The 17,425-nt window shown below is 72.6% G+C and carries 14 protein-coding genes; 8 read left to right on the forward strand and 6 right to left on the reverse strand.

Annotated elements, in window-relative coordinates:
* Positions 1-167: 167 nt before the first annotated feature.
* From AB0I15_RS61435 to AB0I15_RS61460, 6 genes are all read left to right on the forward strand, one after another.
* The gene (locus AB0I15_RS61435; protein ID WP_358118697.1) at positions 168-449 is read left to right on the forward strand and encodes a hypothetical protein; all 282 of its coding nucleotides are present in this window, start codon (positions 168-170) and stop codon (positions 447-449) included.
* A gap of 100 nt (positions 450-549) precedes the next feature.
* Entirely contained in the window at positions 550-1,077 is a 528-nt protein-coding gene (locus AB0I15_RS61440; RefSeq protein ID WP_358118699.1) for a PadR family transcriptional regulator, read from the forward strand.
* The gene (locus tag AB0I15_RS61445) at positions 1,074-1,784 is read left to right on the forward strand and encodes an ABC transporter ATP-binding protein (RefSeq protein WP_358118701.1); all 711 of its coding nucleotides are present in this window, start codon (positions 1,074-1,076) and stop codon (positions 1,782-1,784) included. The genes AB0I15_RS61440 and AB0I15_RS61445 overlap by 4 nt, the downstream gene beginning before the upstream one ends.
* Entirely contained in the window at positions 1,781-4,078 is a 2,298-nt protein-coding gene (locus tag AB0I15_RS61450) for an FtsX-like permease family protein (RefSeq protein ID WP_358118703.1), read from the forward strand. The genes AB0I15_RS61445 and AB0I15_RS61450 overlap by 4 nt, the downstream gene beginning before the upstream one ends.
* 7 nt (positions 4,079-4,085) lie before the next feature.
* On the forward strand, positions 4,086-6,461 hold the full coding sequence (locus AB0I15_RS61455; RefSeq protein ID WP_358118705.1) for a penicillin acylase family protein: 2,376 nt from the start codon (positions 4,086-4,088) through the stop codon (positions 6,459-6,461).
* A 159-nt stretch (positions 6,462-6,620) separates the two neighbouring features.
* The gene (locus AB0I15_RS61460) at positions 6,621-7,904 is read left to right on the forward strand and encodes an MFS transporter (protein ID WP_358118707.1); all 1,284 of its coding nucleotides are present in this window, start codon (positions 6,621-6,623) and stop codon (positions 7,902-7,904) included.
* Here the strand turns inward: AB0I15_RS61460 and AB0I15_RS61465 are convergent.
* The 3 genes from AB0I15_RS61465 to AB0I15_RS61475 form a co-directional block, all read right to left on the reverse strand.
* Positions 7,901-8,482, reverse strand: a complete 582-nt coding sequence (locus AB0I15_RS61465; RefSeq protein ID WP_358118709.1) for a hypothetical protein — start codon at positions 8,480-8,482, stop codon at positions 7,901-7,903. The genes AB0I15_RS61460 and AB0I15_RS61465 overlap by 4 nt on opposite strands.
* A complete protein-coding gene (locus AB0I15_RS61470; protein ID WP_358118711.1) occupies positions 8,482-10,443 on the reverse strand; it encodes a tetratricopeptide repeat protein in 1,962 nt (653 codons plus the stop codon). Before AB0I15_RS61470 ends, AB0I15_RS61465 begins: the two co-directional genes overlap by 1 nt.
* 164 nt (positions 10,444-10,607) lie before the next feature.
* Positions 10,608-10,796 carry a hypothetical protein gene (locus AB0I15_RS61475; RefSeq protein ID WP_358118712.1) on the reverse strand — a complete coding sequence of 63 codons (189 nt, stop codon included), beginning with the start codon at positions 10,794-10,796 and terminating at the stop codon, positions 10,608-10,610.
* A gap of 273 nt (positions 10,797-11,069) precedes the next feature.
* On the opposite strand from AB0I15_RS61475, the gene fxsT reads away from it, so the two are divergent.
* On the forward strand, positions 11,070-13,604 hold the full coding sequence (gene fxsT, locus AB0I15_RS61480; RefSeq protein WP_358118714.1) for an FxSxx-COOH system tetratricopeptide repeat protein: 2,535 nt from the start codon (positions 11,070-11,072) through the stop codon (positions 13,602-13,604).
* Here the strand turns inward: fxsT and AB0I15_RS61485 are convergent.
* The 3 genes from AB0I15_RS61485 to AB0I15_RS61495 all read right to left on the reverse strand — a co-directional run bounded on the left by AB0I15_RS61485 (position 13,601) and on the right by AB0I15_RS61495 (position 16,244).
* Positions 13,601-14,851, reverse strand: coding sequence for an FxsB family cyclophane-forming radical SAM/SPASM peptide maturase (locus AB0I15_RS61485; protein WP_358118716.1), 1,251 nt, complete (start codon positions 14,849-14,851; stop codon positions 13,601-13,603). The genes fxsT and AB0I15_RS61485 overlap by 4 nt on opposite strands.
* Before the next feature lie 156 nt (positions 14,852-15,007).
* Positions 15,008-15,475 (reverse strand): helix-turn-helix domain-containing protein, encoded by a 468-nt coding sequence (locus AB0I15_RS61490; RefSeq protein WP_358118717.1) that lies wholly within the window; start codon positions 15,473-15,475, stop codon positions 15,008-15,010.
* Between the two features lie 166 nt (positions 15,476-15,641).
* Positions 15,642-16,244 carry a TetR/AcrR family transcriptional regulator gene (locus tag AB0I15_RS61495; protein ID WP_358118718.1) on the reverse strand — a complete coding sequence of 201 codons (603 nt, stop codon included), beginning with the start codon at positions 16,242-16,244 and terminating at the stop codon, positions 15,642-15,644.
* Positions 16,245-16,447: 203 nt separating this feature from the next.
* On the opposite strand from AB0I15_RS61495, the gene groEL reads away from it, so the two are divergent.
* On the forward strand, positions 16,448-17,425 hold a 978-nt coding region (gene groEL, locus AB0I15_RS61500; protein ID WP_358118722.1), incomplete at its 3' end, for a chaperonin GroEL.

Consider the following 17,425-nt stretch of genomic DNA (forward strand, 5'->3'; position numbering starts at 1 on the left):
TGAGCCGGGTCGCCGTCCGAGCGGCCCGCTGGAGGCGACGGGGATGGTCGGCCGATGGGGGATCGGCCGGGCCGAGGCCGACAACATCGGGATGCTCGGCACCGTCATGAACGCGCTCATGCTGCGCGGCGTGGCTGACGGCCCGCTGCGAGTCGGACGTGCGGGTGATGACCGCGGTGCCGATCCAGAGCGTGGCCGAGCCGTTCATCCGCCTGCGGGCCGACAGCCATCTGCGGCGGGGCCTGATGGTGCTGCTGGCGGGCGGCATCGGGCAGCCGTACGTCACCACCGACTACCCGGCGGTCCAGCGGGCGCTGGAGCTGGAGGCGGACGCGCTGCTGGTGGCCAAGCGGGGTGTGGACGGCGTGCACGTCTTCGACGTGGCCGCGGTGGGCGCGATGAGCGCCATCTGCCAGGGCAAGGACATCGGCACCCGCATCACCCCCTGACCGCCGGCCCCCTCCACCGTCCTGCGGCGTGGGTCACGGCGTACGGGCCTTCTCGTCATTCTTATACGCCGCGAATATACCCCGGGTATATAGTGCCGCCATGAGTGTTCCCCTGGCCCTGCTGGGCCTGCTCGATCGCGAGCCCAGCTACGGATACGACCTGAAACGCGACTACGACACCTACTTCGGCAGAGGCAAACCGCTGCCGTTCGGGCAGGTGTACTCGACGCTCGGCCGCCTGGCCAGGGACGGCAAGGTCACCGCCGGGCAGAGCGAGCCCGGCGACGGCCCCGACCGCAAGCGCTACGCCATCACCTCCACCGGCAGGCAGGAGGTCGAGGGATGGCTGGCCGAGCCGGTGGCGGCGGAGCCGTACCTGCAGACGGTGCTGTTCACCAAGGTCGTGCTGGCGCTCATGCTGGGCCACGACGCGGCCGGCTACCTCGACGCCCAGCGCGCCACGCACATGCGGCGCATGCGCGAGCTGTCCGACATCAAGCGCGGCGGCGCCCTGGTGGACGCGCTGCTCGCCGACCACGGCCTGTTCCATCTGGAGGCGGACCTGCGCTGGATCGACGTGACCTCGGCCCGGCTGTCCGCGCTGGCGCAGACGGTGCGCGGCGCATGACCATCGACGGCGTCCCCCTGTCCCGCCCGCTGCTCGAAGCCCGCGCGATCACCCGCTCGTACGGCCGCACGCCCGCCCTGCGCGAGGCCAGCGCGTCCGTGGCGGCGGGTGAGACCCTGGCGATCATGGGGCCGAGCGGGTCCGGGAAGAGCACGCTGCTGCACTGCCTGGCCGGCATCTTCACCCCCGACGCGGGCGAGGTGTGGTTCGACGGCCGGCGGCTGGACACGCTGAGCGACGCCAGGCGGTCGGAGCTGCGGCGCACCGCCTTCGGGTTCGTCTTCCAGTTCGGTCAGCTCGTGCCGGAGCTGACCGTGGCCGACAACGTGGCGCTGCCGCTGCTGCTCGGGCGGGTCAGGCGCAGACAGGCCTACCGGCGGGCGTCCGGGTGGCTGGAGCGGCTGGAGCTCGGGGAGCTGGGCGAGCGGCGTACCGGGGAGTTGTCCGGCGGGCAGGCACAGCGGGTGGCGATCGCCAGGGCGCTGGTGACCGGGCCCAAGGTGCTCTTCGCCGACGAGCCGACCGGCGCGCTCGACTCGCTCACCGGCGAGAAGGTCATGGAGTTGCTCGTCGGCCTGGCCCGGCAGGAGGGCACGACCGTGATCGTGGTCACCCACGACGCCCGCGTGGCCGCCTGCGCCGACCGCGAGGTCATCGTGCGCGACGGCAGGGTCACCGACCCCTACGCCAGTGAGGTCGTCCGATGACGGTCTGGCTGGGGGTGCGGCTGACGTTGCGCGGAGGCAGGGAGGCGCTCGTCCGGCTGGCGCTGGTCACCGCCGCGGTCGCGACCGGGGTCGTGGTGCTGCTGGCCACGGTGTCGCTGTTCAACGCCTTCCAGTCCACCACCGACCGGCCGTGCTGGGAGTGCACGACCGGCTCCGCGCCCGGCGGCTGGGCCCTGGGCGCCACCCCGGGCGCCGTGCTGTGGAACTACCGCCAGGATTTCTACGCGGGCCGGCCGATCAAACGCCTCGACGTGGCCACCCTCGCCCAGGATGCGGGCGCCTCTGGGCGGAACGTGGTCGGGTTGCCCGGTGCGGCCGGCATGCCTGGGGCGGGGCGGTACCACGTCTCGCCCGCGCTGGCCGAACTGCTGGACTCCGTGCCGCGCGAGCAGCTCGGCGACCGCTTCCCCGGCACCCGGGCCGGGCTGATCGGGCGGGCGGCGCTGGCCGGTCCCGGCGAGCTGGTCGTCATCGTCGGGCAGACGCCGGAGCGGCTGGCCGCCATGGCCGGCACCGTGGCCGTCGACACCGTCGCCACCAGGCCGTACGCCGACGACACCACGGCGCTCTACCGGCACGGCTTCGGCCTGGCCGCCATCGGCCTGATCTTCCCGCTGCTCGTGCTCGTCGGCACCGCCACCCGGCTGGCCGCCGCCCGCCGCGAGGCCCGCTTCGCCGCGATCAGGCTGGCCGGCGCCACCGCACGGCAGATCAACGCCATCGCGTCGGTGGACGCCGCGCTCGGCGCGCTCCTGGGCGCGCTCGCCGGAGTCGCGATCTTCCAGGCGATACGACCGGCCCTCGCCGGCGTGACCATCACCGGCTCCCGCTTCTTCCCCGACGTGGTCGCCCCCACCGCCCTCCAGTACGCCGCCGTCCTCGTGGGCGTGCCCATCGCCGCCGCCGGCGCCGCCCTGTGGTCGCTGCGCCGCGTACGCATCACCCCGCTCGGCGCCGCCCGCAAGGTAGGCGCCTCCGCACCGGGCTGGTGGCGCGCCCTCCCGCTCCTGGCCGGGCTGGCCCTGTTCGCGGGCCCCGTGTTCGCCGGGGAGGACCGCGAGCCCGACCCCGTCCTCCTGTACGCCGGGCTGGCCCTGATCATGATCGGCCTCGTCGTCGGCGGGCCCTGGCTGACGATGCTCGCCGCCCGCCTGGCCGCCCGCGTCACCAGGGGCGCGGCGACCCTGCTGGCCGCGCAGCGGCTCGCGGCCGACCCGAAGGCCGCCTTCCGCTCGGTGAACGGCATCGTGCTGGCGGTCTTCCTCGGCACGGCGGTCGCCGGCATCGTCCCGGCGGTCGTCTCCGGCCAGCAGGCGGCGGGCGGCGGCACGCTCAGCGAGGTCATGCGCGTCTCGTTCGGCTTCAACGGCAGCCCGGTCATCGCGGCCATGCCGCCGCGCATCGGCGACGGGCTCCTGTCCGGGCTGCGCGCCAAGCCCGGCGTCACCGTGCTCCCGGTGTACGCCAGGGCCGGCATGCCCAAGCTCGAGGGCCCGCCGCCGTGCCCGCCGGACAGCCCCTGCGAAGCCGACTTCCTGAGCCGCCACGTCGTCGGCTGCCAGGCCCTGGCCCTGCTGCCGGCGCTCGGGCACTGCGCCCCCGGCTCCGAAGCCGTGGCCGTGAACTTCGCCCGGCTGCTGACGGGCGACAACATGCTGACCATCGGCCGCGACCTGCCGATGGTCACCCCGGACAGCCCGGCCGTCAGCGGCGGGGTCGCGGGGCTGAAGCTGGCGGGCGTGCTGGTCCGCGCGCACGACCCGGCGGTGCGGGAGGAGGTCCGCACGCTGCTGGCGTCGTACCTGGCCGGGGCGGGGAGCACCGACACGCCGCTCACGTTCGCGGAGGTCGCCGAGGTCCGGGCGGTCCTGCTGGACCAGATGGAGCGCGTCGCGCTCGCCATCGTCGCGCTGACCCTCGCCGTGGCCGGCTGCGGCCTGCTGGTCGCGGTCGCCGGCGGCCTGCTGGAGCGCAGGCAGCCGTTCACGCTGCTGCGCCTGTGCGGCACGCCCACGCGCGTGCTGTCCAGGGTGGTGCTGCTGGAGACGGCGGTCCCCCTGCTCCTGGCCGCGCTGCTCGCGGCCGCCGCCGGCTTCGGCGTGGCCGCGCCGATGATCGACCAGCTCGACATCAAGAGCGCGCCGGTCGCGCTGCCCGGCCCCGGCTACTTCCTGACGGTCGGCGCCGGGCTGGCCGTCTCCCTGCTGGTGATCCTCGCCGGCCTGCCCCTGCTCAAGCGCATGACCGCGCCCGACAACGCACGCTTCGAATAGGACCAGAATGAACCCGAGGACCATCAGGCGGACGGCCGCGCCGCTCGTGCTCGCCCTGCTCGCGGCGCTCGTCGTGACGCTGCCCGCGTGGGCCGTCACCGGCCGCCACGCCGCCGACATCCGGCGCACCGAGTACGGCATCCCGCACGTGACCGCCCAGGACCACGGCGGCCTCGGCTACGGCTACGGCTACGCCTTCGCGCAGGACAACCTGTGCGTCATGGCGTCGTGGGCGCTGACGTTACGCGGCGAGCGGTCGCGCCACTTCGGCGGCGAGGCCCTGTCGGACGACCCCATCGGCCCGGTCCCGAACCTGGCCAGTGACGTCTACTACAAGAGCGTCGAGGCGTCGGGCGTCATCCGCAGGCTGCTCGCCCGCCCCGCCCCCCACGGCCCCACCGTCGAGCTGCGCGCGCTCGTGGACGGCTACGTCGCCGGCTTCAACCGCTACCTGAGCGACACCGGCGTGGCGAAGCTGCCCGACCCGGCCTGCCGCGGCAAGGAGTGGGTCGGCCCGATCACCGCGAACGACGTCTGGATGAACCTGCTCGACCTCGGCCGCCTGGCGGGCAGCTCCCGGTTCAAGGAGGCCATCGCCGCCTCCGGCCAGGAGGAAGGACCGGACGGGCAGCAGGAGGAACAGGACGGGCCGCGCAAGAGGACGGCGGGCGCGCCCGGCAGCAACGCCTGGGCGCTCGGGCGCGAGGCCACCCGCGCCGGCCACGGCATGCTGCTGGCCGACCCCCACTTCCCCTGGAACGGCGCCCGCCGCTTCTACCAGGTCCACCTCACCATCCCCGGCGTGCTCGACGTGTCGGGCGGCAGCATCTACGGCACCCCGATGGTCCAGATCGGCCACAACGCGAGCCTGGCCTGGACCCACACGGTCTCCCACGCCCAGCGCTTCACCCTCTACCGGCTCGCCCTCGTGCCCGGAGAGCGCACGGCGTACCTGGTGGACGGCAGGCCCGAGCCGATGGGCCGCCAGGAGGTGACGGTCACCGTACGCGACGCCGCCGGCAAGACCTCCACGGTCACCACCGCCGTCCACACCTCGCGCTACGGCCCGGTCCTGGCCACGGGCTGGTCGGACGAGACCGCGTACGCCCTGGCCGACGCCAACGCCGCCAACCTGCGCCTGGCCGACGAATGGCTGGCCATGGGAAGCGCCCGCGACGTGGCCGCGCTGCGCCGGGTCCAGGCCGCCCACCAGGGCATGCCCTTCGTGTACACGCTGGCCGCCGACACCCGGGGCACGGCCTACTTCGCCGACGCCTCGGTCGTCCCGCACGTCACCGACGCCCAGGCCGAGCGCTGCGGCGTGCCCGCGAAGGGCCTCGACCCCGATGTGGTCGTCCTGGACGGCTCGAAGCCGGACTGCCTGTGGGGCGGCGACGACGACGCGATCGTGCCCGGCATCTTCGGCCCCGGCGAGCAGCCCCGGCTGACCCGTGCCGACTACGTGGCCAACGCCAACGCCAGTCCCTGGCTGACCAACCCCGAGGCGCCGCTGACGGGCTACCCGCGCGTCTACGGCGACGTCCGCACCGAACCGGACCTGCGCACCCGGGTCGGCCTCGACATGATCGACCGGCGGCTGACCGGCGCCGACGGCCTCGGCGCGCGCGGCTTCACGCTCGAGACCCTGCAGGCCACGGCCACCGGCAAGCGCAACCTCGGCGGCGAGATCCTGCGCCGCGACCTGCTCGCGCTGTGCCGCGCCCGCCCGGTCCTGACGGCGGCCGACGGCGCGCGGATCGACGTGCGCCGGGCCTGCGCCACGCTGGCGGCCTGGGACGGCCGCGCCCGCCTCGGCAGCCGGGGCGCGATCTTGTGGCGCGAGTTCTTCAGCCGGCTCAACGGCCCGGTGTTCCGGCCGGACGACGGCGCGCCGGTTCCGCCGGAGAGCTGGTGGAAGGTGCCCTTCGACCCGGCGCGCCCGCTCACCACGCCGCGCGGCCTCGACACGTCGAAGCGCGCGGTACGCGGCGCGCTGGCCGACACCGTGCAGTTCTTCCACGCCGGCGACATCCCCCTGACGCTCACCCCCGAGCAGGCCCAGCGGTACGGCAAGATCCCGATCCCGGGCTGCACCGAAGGGGAGGGCTGCTTCGACCGCGTCCGCACCGGCGGCCCGCTCGGCAGGGACGGCCGCTACCCGGAGGTCGACACCGGCTCCAGCTTCATGATGGCCGTCGAGCTGACGCCGGAGGGGCCGCGCACCCGTACCGTGCTGACCTACTCCCAGTCGGCGAACACCGCCTCGCCGCACCACGCCGACCAGACCGCGCTGTTCTCCCGCGGACGGTGGGTGACCGAGCGGTTCACCGAGGCCGAGATCATGACGGACCCGCAGCTCCAGACCACTTCGCTGCGGCAATGAGCGCGACGCGCGGCGCCAAAGTGGAGATTTACGCTAGGAGGCGAGGTGAAGTAATGTACGGTCCCTCGGGGGGCGCCGATACACCGCACGTGCGGCGGCGTGATCCCACTCAGCAAAACACTCTGACCATTCCGGTCACCTGCGCCTTGGGGATAGAAGGTGGCCGAGCGAGAACCGACGTGGGAACGTGATTTCCGGCTGCTGTGGGGCGGCTCGGCGATCTCCCAGCTCGGCTCCGTCAGCGCCACGGTCACCGCGCCGCTGCTGGCACTGTCGCTGACCGGCTCACCGGTCTTCGCCGGGTGGGTCACGGCCGCCGGCACCCTGCCCCGCATCCTGCTGCACCTGCCGGTCGGCGTGCTGATCGACCACTCCGACCGGCGGCGCGTCCTCATCGTCACAATGGCCGCACGCCTGGTGCTGGCCGCCTCCGTCGTCGCGGCCATGCTGGTCACCGACCAGACGATCTTCCTGCTGCCGGCCATCGCCGTTTTGCAGGGGGTCTGCCTGGTGGTGTGCGGCACGGCCGAGACCACGCTCGTCCCGCGCCTGGTCCCCCGTGAACGCCTGCCGGGGGCGATGGCCAGGAACGAGGGCCGCACGCACGGGGCCGGACTGCTCGGCCGCCCCCTCGGCGGCCTGCTGTACGACCTGCACCACGCGCTGCCGTACCTCATGGAGACGCTGACCTCCTGCGTGTCGGTCGTCGCGTTCACCAAGATGCGCGGCGAGCCGAAGGAGCCCGCCGGGCGCGGGCAGGCGCTGCGGATGGCCGGGCGCGCCCAGGAGCTGTGGGCGGGCCTGCGCTACCTGGGGCAGGACCGGCTGCTGTTGTGGGTGCTGACGGTGTGCGCGCTGGCCAACTTCTGCTTCCAGACCCTCGGCCTGGTGCTGGTCCTGCTGGCCCATCAGCAGCAGCTCTCCATGCTGGTGATCGGCTGCCTGATCGCCGCGTCGGGGTTCGGCGGGGTGGTGGGGGCGTTCACCGCGCCGCGCGTCCTGCGGCGGCAGAAGGACCAGCGCAAGGTGATCGTGCAGAGCGTGTGGTCGTGGATGGCGCTCAGCTCGGTGCTCACCCTGATGGAGCCCGGCACGCTCTTCTACGTCGTCTTCGCGCTGCCGCTGGTGTGGGGCGGCATCGGGTTCACCGGCGCGCACATCAACGTCGCGCTCGCCCTCTACCAGGTCGAGCGGGTGCCGCAGCACCTGTACGGCCGCGTCACCGGCGCCGGGCGCTTCTTCTCCGGCAGCGCCGTCCCGCTGGGCGCCCTGGCCAGCGGATACCTCATCACCGAGCTGGGCACGCAGGACGCCGTCATCTTCGTGGCGGTGGTCGTCGCGGCACTGGCCGTGGCCATCACGGTCCTGGCGCGCGGGCCGGACGAGCGCTGCACCCGGATGCGCGCCGCCCTGGCCTGGGTGACGCGCGGCGGACGCGGCTAATCGGGCCGCCGCCCGTCCAGGGCCTCGTAGGACAGGACGTGATCGGGAAGCGCGGGCAGGCCGTTGTCGAACAGTTCGCCGGTCAGCGCGCACAGGCTCGACTCCAGGTCCGCCTCGACCTTCTCCGAGCTCACCGTCGGGCCCGCCACCGAACGGGCGTACTCGAACGCCTGGCTCACCGCCCGGCTCAGCTCCTCCAGCCGTTCGACGGCCACCGCCGGGCACAGCGGCTGGAGCTGCCGGATGGCCGTCTTGGCCGCCCAGTACTCCGTCCGCGCCTGGCGGATCTGCGTGGGCAGGTCCTCGCCGTCGAGCCGGGCGTGCCCGCTGAGCCGCATGTCGAGCATGATGCCCAGCGTGATCCCGAGCTTCAGCACGGCCGCGTGCGCCTCGGCCAGCGCCGCCCGCAGCGCGGCGTCGCGCGCCTCGAACCACTCGGCCCGCCGCTGCTCGGCCGCCGCCAGCCGGGCCTGTCTGGCCTTGGCCCGCTCGGTGATCGTGGTCCAGCTCGCCCCGCACAGCGCGGCCAAGAAGGTGGAGCCGCCGGTGATCAGGGCCACCAGCGCGATGTCGGGCATCAGGTGCCGTCGCGCAGGTGCTCGGCGGTCTTGCGCTGGTGCCGGGGCAGCCGCGGATGGCGCGCCGAGATCGCCTGTCCCGCGAACTCGGCCGCCGTGCCGGCGTCGCCGGTCAGCTCGTGCACGCGGGCGGCGCGCAGCAGGACCGGCCCGTTGTCCTCGGCCTCGGCGACGGCGGAGCTGAGCTCCTCGCCCGCCGCCTCGGCGCGGTCCAGCGTGGCCAGGGCCAGCGCGCGGGCGGCGCGGGTGGACGGGTGCGGCCAGCGGCTGGCCGACTGCCCGATGTCCTGCAGCGCCGACTTGGCCTGTCCGAGGTCGGCCAGGATCTCGCCCCGGGTGCGCCGCGCCTCGCACGCGTCGCCCTCACGGTCGAGCACGTCGGTCAGCACGTTGATGGCGGCCTGCGGCTGGCCGGCCTCCCAGAGCGCCTGCCCGAGGGTGGTCCGCACCACGGGATCGTGGGGCGAGCGGCCGACCGCCACGTTCAGCTCCTCGATGGCGTCGCTCTGTTTGTCCTGCGCCAGGGCGATCCGGCCGATGGCCGCCAGCGTCCAGCCCACGGCCGTGCTGTCGGGCAGGGCCTCGTACAGTTTGGCGGCCTCGCGGTAGCGGGCGGCGGCCTCGTCCAGCTCGTCGCGCTCGTAGGCGATGTTGCCGAGCAGCGACTGCAGGTCGGCGCGTACGCGCAGCGCGGTTCCGGGGGCGTCGAAGACGGCCTCCTCGGCGATCCGGCGGGCCCGCTCGGGCTGGCCCTCCCAGCAGGCCCGGACGGCGGCGCCCAGCCGGGCGGCCGGATCGTCCGACGGCGTGGGCCAGTGGGTGGCGTCGAGCCTGCGCAGCGGGGCCGCCAGCCGCCGCCGGCGGAGCTGGTGCAGGCGTAAACCGTGCTGCTGCAGGGCCTTGAGCAGGTGGCGGTCCTCCATCGCGTGCAGCAGGGCGCCGCGCACCTCGACGAGCGGCGCGAACGCGCGGCCGTCGTGCAGGACCTTCTGCCGCAGCCAGGCGTCGAGCCGGTACGGCGACAGCTCGTAGTCGGCGGCCACCTCCGCCAGGGCCCGCCCGCAGAACCCGCTGATCGCCCGGTCGACCTCGAGATCGAGCCGCGCGTTGACGAAGTGCTCCCGATCCGGCGGATCCCCCCACAGATGGCTGCCCGCCACCTGCAGGAGCAGGGGGTCGATGTCGCGTTCGCAGGACCGGTCACGCACCCGGCCGGTGTCGTCGCGCACCTTGCGCAGCTCGTCGACCAGCTCGGCCACCTTCTGCGGCGCGGCCCGGTGCCCGGTGACCTCCATGGACCTGCGTACGATCTCCGCGGCCTGCTCCGGCGTGAACGGCTGCAGGCCGAACTCGGCGTGGCCGGGGTTGCCGAAGTCCTTGAGCACGCGCAGCAGGTCGTCGAGGTAGTCGGTGCGCACCGACAGCAGCAGGTGCAGGCGGGGGTGTCGCTCCAGCGTCTGGAACAGCTCGTCGAGGAAGCGGGTCCGGTGGTGTTCGTGGGCGGCCGACTGCCGCAGGAACGTCTCCGCCTGGTCGATCGCCGCCAGCGTCGGCACCGGGTCGCCGTGCCGGTCGAGGCCGTCGTGCCGGCGCAGGAAGTCGCCGATCGTCCATCCGGCGACGCGGGCGGGCGGCTCGCCGGCGCCCCAGGAGGAGAGCAGGGCCAGCACGTACGGGTTCTGGTCGGGCAGCGTGGCGGCGGGCCAGACGCGGGTGGAGGTGGCCCGGCCGACCGGTAACACCCGCGCGCGCTCACGCTCCAGACGGGGGATGAGGCCCGCCCGCAACAGCGAGGTCTTGCCCGTCGCCGCGCCGGAGTGCAGGATCGTCAGCCGGTTGTGCCGCCACAGCGTGGACAGCTCGCAGATCTCGTCCGACCGTCCGGAGAACAGCATCTCATCGCGGGCCTCGTACGCCCGGACGCCGATGAAAGGGCCGCGTGGCGGATGCGCAACTGTCATATGGCCGAACCTTGTCTGCGGAGGACCTGAATTCCGTTCTCCTCAGAAGAACGGAAAATCCACGTCGCCGGATCACGCCTCAAGGGGGTGCTGTAATAGTACGGCATCCCCATTTATCTGAGACGGATTCGGGAAGACCGGAATCCCCACCCGCCGACGATCGGTTATCCGGGCGCGGTGGTCCCGCAGTCGTTGTCGAACCGCGCGTACGGCTCCTCTTCCTCCTGCTCGGCCCCGAGAAGGTCCCATAACGCGTGCGGGACCGCGGAATCTCCGAGTTTTCGCAGGTCGGGGCCGGACAGCACGGACAGGTCGACCAATGCCCGCGACCGTGTGGCGATCTGATGCCGCATGGGCGCTCCCTCACCGGGGCGACGTCCGCCCCGCAGCGTCGATGATGGTGCTCTACAGGCATGTATCACATCTGCCGGGCGCCGCCTACCCTGGGAGAATTTCCCGGCGTCGAATACGCGAAATGGATGGACCCTAATAACGGGCCGCACGCGAAAAGACTCGGTGCGAAGCCGGCCCACCGGGCCGCGCGCGGGACTACTATCGTCATTATCCTGCGCATGTTCTCGATTTCTCTGCTGTGATTCGCATCGAGTGGACGGGAGGCGGAGCGCGTGTCGGTCTCATGGCAGCCCGCCACAGAGCGGTCGGCGACCGGGTTTCCCGAGGTGTGGAAGGTCCCGCCGCGCAACATGAACTTCACCGGCCGCGATCTGCTGCTCGGCAGGCTCCGCGGCGGCATCGGTGAGAAGATCACCGCGGTGGTGCCCCACGCCCTGCACGGCCTCGGCGGCGTCGGCAAGACCCAGATGGCCATCGAGTACGCCTACCGCTTCCGCGAGGAGTACGACGTCGTCTGGTGGATCCCCGCCGACCAGCCCGGCCTGGTCAGATCGAACCTGGCCCAGCTCGCCACCCGCCTCGGGGTCCCCGGCCCGACCAGCACCGGCATCGAAGACGCCGCCAACGCCGTCCTGGAGGCGCTGCGCCGCGGCGAGCCGTACGCCCGCTGGCTGCTGATCTTCGACAACGCCGACGAGCCCGAAGACCTCACCGACCTCCTCCCGCCGGGGCCGGGCGACGTCCTGATCACCTCCCGCAACCACCGCTGGGCCAGCGTGGTCGAGGCCGTGGCGATCGACGTGTTCACCCGCGAGGAGAGCGTCGAGTTCCTCAAGAAGCGCATGCGCCGGGCCATCGGCGACGCCGAGGCCGACCGGCTGGCCGAGGCGCTGGGCGACCTGCCGCTGGCGCTGGAGCAGGCCGCCGCCCTGCAGACCGAGACCGGCATGCCGTCCGAGGAATACCTGCGCCTGCTCAAGGAGCAGACGGCGAGCCTGCTGAGCGAGGGCAAGCCGAGCGAATACCCGGTGTCCATGACCGCGGCGTGGGGCCTTTCCGTGGCCAAGCTCAAGGAGTTCCTGCCCGAGGCCATGGAGCTGCTGCGCTGCTGCGCCTTCTTCGGCCCCGAGCCGATCCCGCGCGCGGTGTTCCGCCCGGTGCGGGGGCCGGTGCGGCCGGAGATCACCGAGTTGCTCGCCGACCCGATCCGGCTGAGCAAGGCCATCAGCCGCCTGGGCCGCTACGCCCTGGTCCGCATCGAGTCGGAGACCGGGGAGCGGACGCTGCAGGTCCACCGGCTGATCCAGGCCCTGCTGCGCGAGGAGTTGCCGGCCGACCTACAGGAGGAGATCCGGCTGGAGGTCCACTCCCTGCTGGTCGGCGCCGACCCGGGAGACCCGATCAACCCGGACCACTGGCCACGATACGACGCCCTGCTCGCCCACGTCGGGCCGGTGCGGGTCGCGTCGAGCCGCCGCGAGGAGGTCCGCGACTTCGCCCTGAACATCCTGACCTACCTCAACTCCTCGGGTAACCACGCGGCGGCGAGCACGCACATGGCCACGTTCCTGCGGCAGTGGACGGCCGACTCCGGCGCGCAGGACGTGCACGTGCTGCGGGCCCAGCGCGCGCAGGGCAACCTGCTGCGCGACATGGGCCGCTACACCGAGGCGTACGAGCTCAACCAGGCCACGCTGAGGCTGACCCGCGATACGGTCGGCGACCGGCACTCCGACACCCTGATCCTGCTCAACGGCATCGGCGCCGACCTGCGGGCGCGGGGGCTGTTCCACGAGGCGCGCGACCACGACGCCGAGTCCGTCCGCCTGCACCAGGAGGAGCTGGGGCCGGAGCACCCGGCGACCCTGCGCGCGATCAACAGCCTGGCCCTCGACTACGGCCTGACCAGCGACTACCAGGGCGCGAGGACGCTGCTGGAGGAGGCGCTCAACCTGGCCCAGCTCGCCGAGCCCACCGTGAGCCGGGGCACCGTGCTCAACATGTGGACCGGTCTCGGGCGCGTGGTGCGGCTGTGCGGCGAGTTCGACTACGCCTGCGACGTGAGCGAGGACGCGCTGGCCTACGGATTCGAGGCGTTCGACGCCGACCACCCGCGCATCCTGCTCGCCCAGAAGGACCTGTTCATCGCCCGGCTCCGCACCGGCGAGCGGGAAAAGGCCCTTGCGCTGGCCTCCGACGTCCACACCCGCTACACCCGTCTCTACGGGCTCGACCATCCCGGCACCCTCGCCGCCGCCACCGGCCTGGGCAACGCGATGCGGCACAACGCCCTGGTCGAAGAGGCCTTCGCGCTGGCCGACGACACGATGCGGCGCTACCCGGCCATGTACGGCGAGGAGCACCCGTACAACTACGGCTGCGCCAGCAACGTGGCCCTCATGCACCGCGTGCTCGGCCGCCCCCGCCAGGCCCGCGACCTCAACCGGCGCTCCCTGGCCGGTATCGAGGCCAAGCTGGGCCGCGACCACCACTACGTCCTGACGATCGCGCTCAACCTCGCCAGCGACCTGTCCGACCTGGGCGAGATCGACGAGGCGATCGCCCTGGAGGAGGACTCCTACCGGCGGTTGCGCGCGCTCCTGGGCGACAAGCACCCGACGACCCTGGGCGCCGCCGCCAACCTGGCCGCCGACCTGGCCACCGCCAGCCGCAAGGAGGAGGCGCAGCGCCTGTACGAGGAGACGATGCGGCACTACGCGGCCACGCTCGGCATGGAGCACCGCGACGCCCAGGTGGCGGCCGAGGGACGGCACCTGGACTTCGACTTCGACCCGCCGCCGGTCTAGGCCGGGGCGCTCCTGGCCAGCAGCTCCACGTCCGCGGCCACCACCCGCCGGATGTGGGTGATCAGCCGGTACAGGTCCAGGCAGTAGACCGACGGGTTGCGGAAGCCGCTGCCGGGCCGGTAGCGGTGCGGGTACAGCCCGCCCCCGCACACCTGCGCGATGTCGCACGCCAGGCAGGTGGGGGAGAGCGCCTTGGCGCCGATCTGCCGGGCCGCGATCGCGGGCAGCAGCAGCGCCGCGTCGAAGGAGTCGCGGTAGACGTTCAGCGGGGTGCCCGTGGCCCCGTCGTAGGCGGACTTGAGCGTGTCCACCTGCTCCATGCCGCCGTTCGTCTCCACCACCAGCACCGCCACCGGCGACAGCCCGATCGACTCGCTCCTGGACGGCCGCCCGCACACGAGCCGGACGATCTCGCTGAACAGCCGGATCCGCGTCTCCCGCCGGGCCGCCCGGTACCAGTGGTCGAAGATGGGGATCAGCCACTCGCCGTAGACCGCCCCCGGATCGGGCAGGCCCGGCGGCGGCGCGCCCCAGTGCCCGTGCGGCAGCAGGAAGTCGACCATCGGCGGCGCGAACTCCAGCAGCGCCTTGTACGTCACCAGCGGGTCGTTGGCCAGATCCACCGTGCACAGCAGCCCGCCGAACAGATGCCGGTACGCGGGCGAGGCCAGCCGCTCCAGACCGGCCCGCACCTCGTCGTAGCTGCCCCGGCCGGTGGCGCGGCGCCGGTGCCGGTCGTGCCCTTCGGCGTCGCCGTCGAGACTGACCCCCACGGCCACGCCCAGCTCGTCGAACATCTCCAGGAACGCGTCGTCGAGCAGCACGCCGTTGCTCTGCACGCGTACGACGAGCCGGGCGACCCCGTCCAGCGCCGAGCGCAGCGACTCCACCGCGTAACGCGTGTGATCGACGCCGGCCAGCAGCGGTTCGCCGCCGTGCAGGATGACCTCGACGCCGCTGAGCCGGTGGGCCACGGCGTGCTCGGCGATGCGCGTGGCCACCCGGTCGATGGTGGCGCGGGCCATGCGGCGCGGCTGACGGCGCCAGCCCTGGTCGGCCATCTCGTACATGTAGCAGTAGTCGCAGGCCAGGTTGCAGCGGCTGTGCAGCTTGACGATGAACTGGCGCAGCGACGTGGGCCGCCAGCCCTGCTCGAGCAGCCTGTGGACGTCGAGGTCGGCGGGCCACTCCACGGCCCGCCCCGCCTCGTCCTGCCCGGGCTCTTCTCCCACGCGCATCAGCTCCATCACGGATCCTGGTAGCGGGGCACCGGCTACATGATGACTGAGGGCCGGGGGTCGCGCCATGCGCGGGCGAAGTGAATCAGGACCGAAATATTGGCTCTTGGATTGAATCTGGGCCGTTTGGCGGGGTTCGGGCGAGCCGTATCGCCGGGTGCGTGGTCACTCCTCGATCGGGGGGCCGATTGGGGGGCCGATTGGGGGGTCGGTGGCCAGGTTGAGCGCGGTGGCCACGATGGTGAGGAGGGGGATGACGGCCACGGCGGCGAGCTCGTACTCGCCGCGCCGCCGTTGCACGATCAGCCCAGCGTTCTGCAGGGCGCGCAGGTGGTGGTAGAGCTGGCCGCTGGTGGTCTCCGCGCCGTCACCGCCGAGGGCCTCCTGGAGGTCGGCGCGGGTGCGCCGGCCGTGCCGTACGAGTGTGCCGAGCAGCGTCAGGCGGGGCGGGCTGCCGAGCGACTCGAGGATGCCGGCCGCGGGCATCCAGTCGGCCGGCAGCAGCTCGGTGAGCTGGTGCTCCCTGGCCCACAGGTAGTCGCCGTCGGGCAGGAAGGCGGCCCCGACGTATCCCACCGTTCCCGGTGTGGAGGCGTCCTCGGCCTTGTGGCGCATCTCGTGGAGCACTCCCATCAGGGAGGTCGAGGGCGGAGAGTGCTCGGTTGTCTTACCCCGGGCCTCCAGAAGGGCCACCCGGCGCTCTAAGCCGGCGAGTCTTTCCTCACTCACAGCGATCCCCTTCGCTATTCCGTAATTACGGAACATCGTAAGAAGCCGCTCCCGGTCGCGGCAACTCCATTTACTCCGGTGGCCGGCCGGGGAAGAAGACGCAGGAGAGGGCGCGGCGCAGTGCCGTGGCGAACGAGACGGTGTTGCCCGGCTCCAGCCAGTGCCGCCCCGCCACCCGGATGGCGCCGGCGACCGCGGCCGCCGTGACGGCGGGGAACAGATCCCGGGCAGGGTCGGAGCCGGTCCGTTCGGCGATCGCCGTCGCCAGCGGGCCCTCCGCCATGGTGAACGCCTTCAGCGCCTCACCCTGAAGGGCGGGCGTGTCCATGATCATGCGCAGCCCGGCCCGGTCCGGCTCGGGGTCGGTGAAGTGCTCGATCACGGCCGCGACGACGGCCTGGTCGAGCGGCTCGCCGGCGGGCCGGGCCCGCAGCGCCTCCCCCACCCGCCGGGACTGGTCGGACTGGAAGGCGCAGATCGCCTCCTCCCGGCTGGAGAAGTAGTTGTTGTACGTGCGGGGCGAGACCCCGGCGGCCTCGGCGATGTCGTGCACCCGCACGAGGGCCAGCCCGTGCGGGCCCTGCTCGATGGCCAGGCGCAGCGCCGCGAGGCTGATCGCCTCCCTGGTGGCCTGCTTGTGCCGGGTCCGGAGGTCCATGGCGTCGTCGTTCATGCCTCGACTCTATCCGATATTGCGTGGCGCGCACTGGATGCGTGACACGCAACTTATGGGTAGAGTGCGGAGGCAGCCGCCCGGCACTCGTGCCGGGCGAGTGCCAATCCCTGGGGGCGTGCCGGGCCGGTGAGGCCTGCTCGCGGGCCGTCCGTCGCGGGCGCCGTCCCGGCCCCCTCACCCATCACAGAGCAGGAGCAGTGATCGCCGTGAAGATGATCGCTTTCGACGAGGCCGCCCGGCGCGGTCTCGAACGCGGTATGAACCAGCTCGCCGACGCCGTCAAGGTGACCTTGGGCCCGAAGGGCCGCAACGTCGTGCTGGAGAAGAAGTGGGGCGCTCCCACGATCACCAACGATGGCGTGTCCATCGCCAAGGAGATCGAGCTCGAGGACCCGTGGGAGAAGATCGGCGCCGAGCTGGTCAAGGAGGTCGCCAAGAAGACCGACGACGTCGCGGGCGACGGCACCACCACCGCCACCGTGCTCGCCCAGGCGCTGGTACGCGAGGGTCTGCGTAACGTTGCCGCCGGCGCCAACCCGATGGCCCTGAAGAAGGGCATCGAGGCGGCCGTCGAGCGGGTCAGCGAGGAGCTCTCCAAGCTGGCCAAGGAGGTGGAGACCAAGGAGCAGATCGCCTCCACGGCCTCCATCTCCGCCGCCGACCCCGAGATCGGCGCGCTCATCGCCGAGGCGATGGACAAGGTCGGCAAGGAAGGCGTCATCACCGTCGAGGAGAGCAACGCCTTCGGCCTCGAGCTCGAGCTCACCGAGGGCATGCGCTTCGACAAGGGGTTCATCGCCCCGCTCTTCGTGACCGACCCGGACCGCCTCGAAGCGGTGCTGGACGATCCGTACGTGCTGGTCGTCGACGGCAAGGTCGCCGCCAACCGCGACGCGCTGCCGCTGCTCGACAAGGTCGTCCAGTCGGGCAGGCCGCTGCTGGTCATCGCCGAGGACGTCGAGGGCGAGACGCTGGCCACCCTCATCGTCAACAAGCTCAAGGGCGTCTTCCGGTCGGTGGCCGTCAAGGCTCCCGGCTTCGGTGACCGGCGCAAGGCCATGCTGGCCGACATCGCGATCCTGACCGGTGGCCAGGTCATCTCCGAGGAGGTCGGTCTCAAGCTCGAGAACGCCACCCTCGACCTGCTCGGCCGCGCTCGCAAGGTGGTCGTGACCAAG

This window comes from Nonomuraea sp. NPDC050643, from assembly GCF_040654715.1.
GTDB lineage: Bacteria > Actinomycetota > Actinomycetes > Streptosporangiales > Streptosporangiaceae > Nonomuraea.

Coding starts and splice junctions, on each gene's coding strand:
- AB0I15_RS61450 (WP_358118703.1), top strand. CDS start 1,781: ATGACGGTCTGGCTGGGGGTGCGGCTGACGTTGCGCGGAGGCAGGGAG.
- AB0I15_RS61495 (WP_358118718.1), bottom strand. CDS start 16,244: ATGAACGACGACGCCATGGACCTCCGGACCCGGCACAAGCAGGCCACC.
- AB0I15_RS61465 (WP_358118709.1), bottom strand. CDS start 8,482: ATGCCCGACATCGCGCTGGTGGCCCTGATCACCGGCGGCTCCACCTTC.
- AB0I15_RS61435 (WP_358118697.1), top strand. CDS start 168: ATGACCGCGGTGCCGATCCAGAGCGTGGCCGAGCCGTTCATCCGCCTG.
- AB0I15_RS61485 (WP_358118716.1), bottom strand. CDS start 14,851: ATGGAGCTGATGCGCGTGGGAGAAGAGCCCGGGCAGGACGAGGCGGGG.
- AB0I15_RS61440 (WP_358118699.1), top strand. CDS start 550: ATGAGTGTTCCCCTGGCCCTGCTGGGCCTGCTCGATCGCGAGCCCAGC.
- AB0I15_RS61445 (WP_358118701.1), top strand. CDS start 1,074: ATGACCATCGACGGCGTCCCCCTGTCCCGCCCGCTGCTCGAAGCCCGC.
- AB0I15_RS61470 (WP_358118711.1), bottom strand. CDS start 10,443: ATGACAGTTGCGCATCCGCCACGCGGCCCTTTCATCGGCGTCCGGGCG.
- AB0I15_RS61455 (WP_358118705.1), top strand. CDS start 4,086: ATGAACCCGAGGACCATCAGGCGGACGGCCGCGCCGCTCGTGCTCGCC.
- AB0I15_RS61490 (WP_358118717.1), bottom strand. CDS start 15,475: ATGGGAGTGCTCCACGAGATGCGCCACAAGGCCGAGGACGCCTCCACA.
- AB0I15_RS61475 (WP_358118712.1), bottom strand. CDS start 10,796: ATGCGGCATCAGATCGCCACACGGTCGCGGGCATTGGTCGACCTGTCC.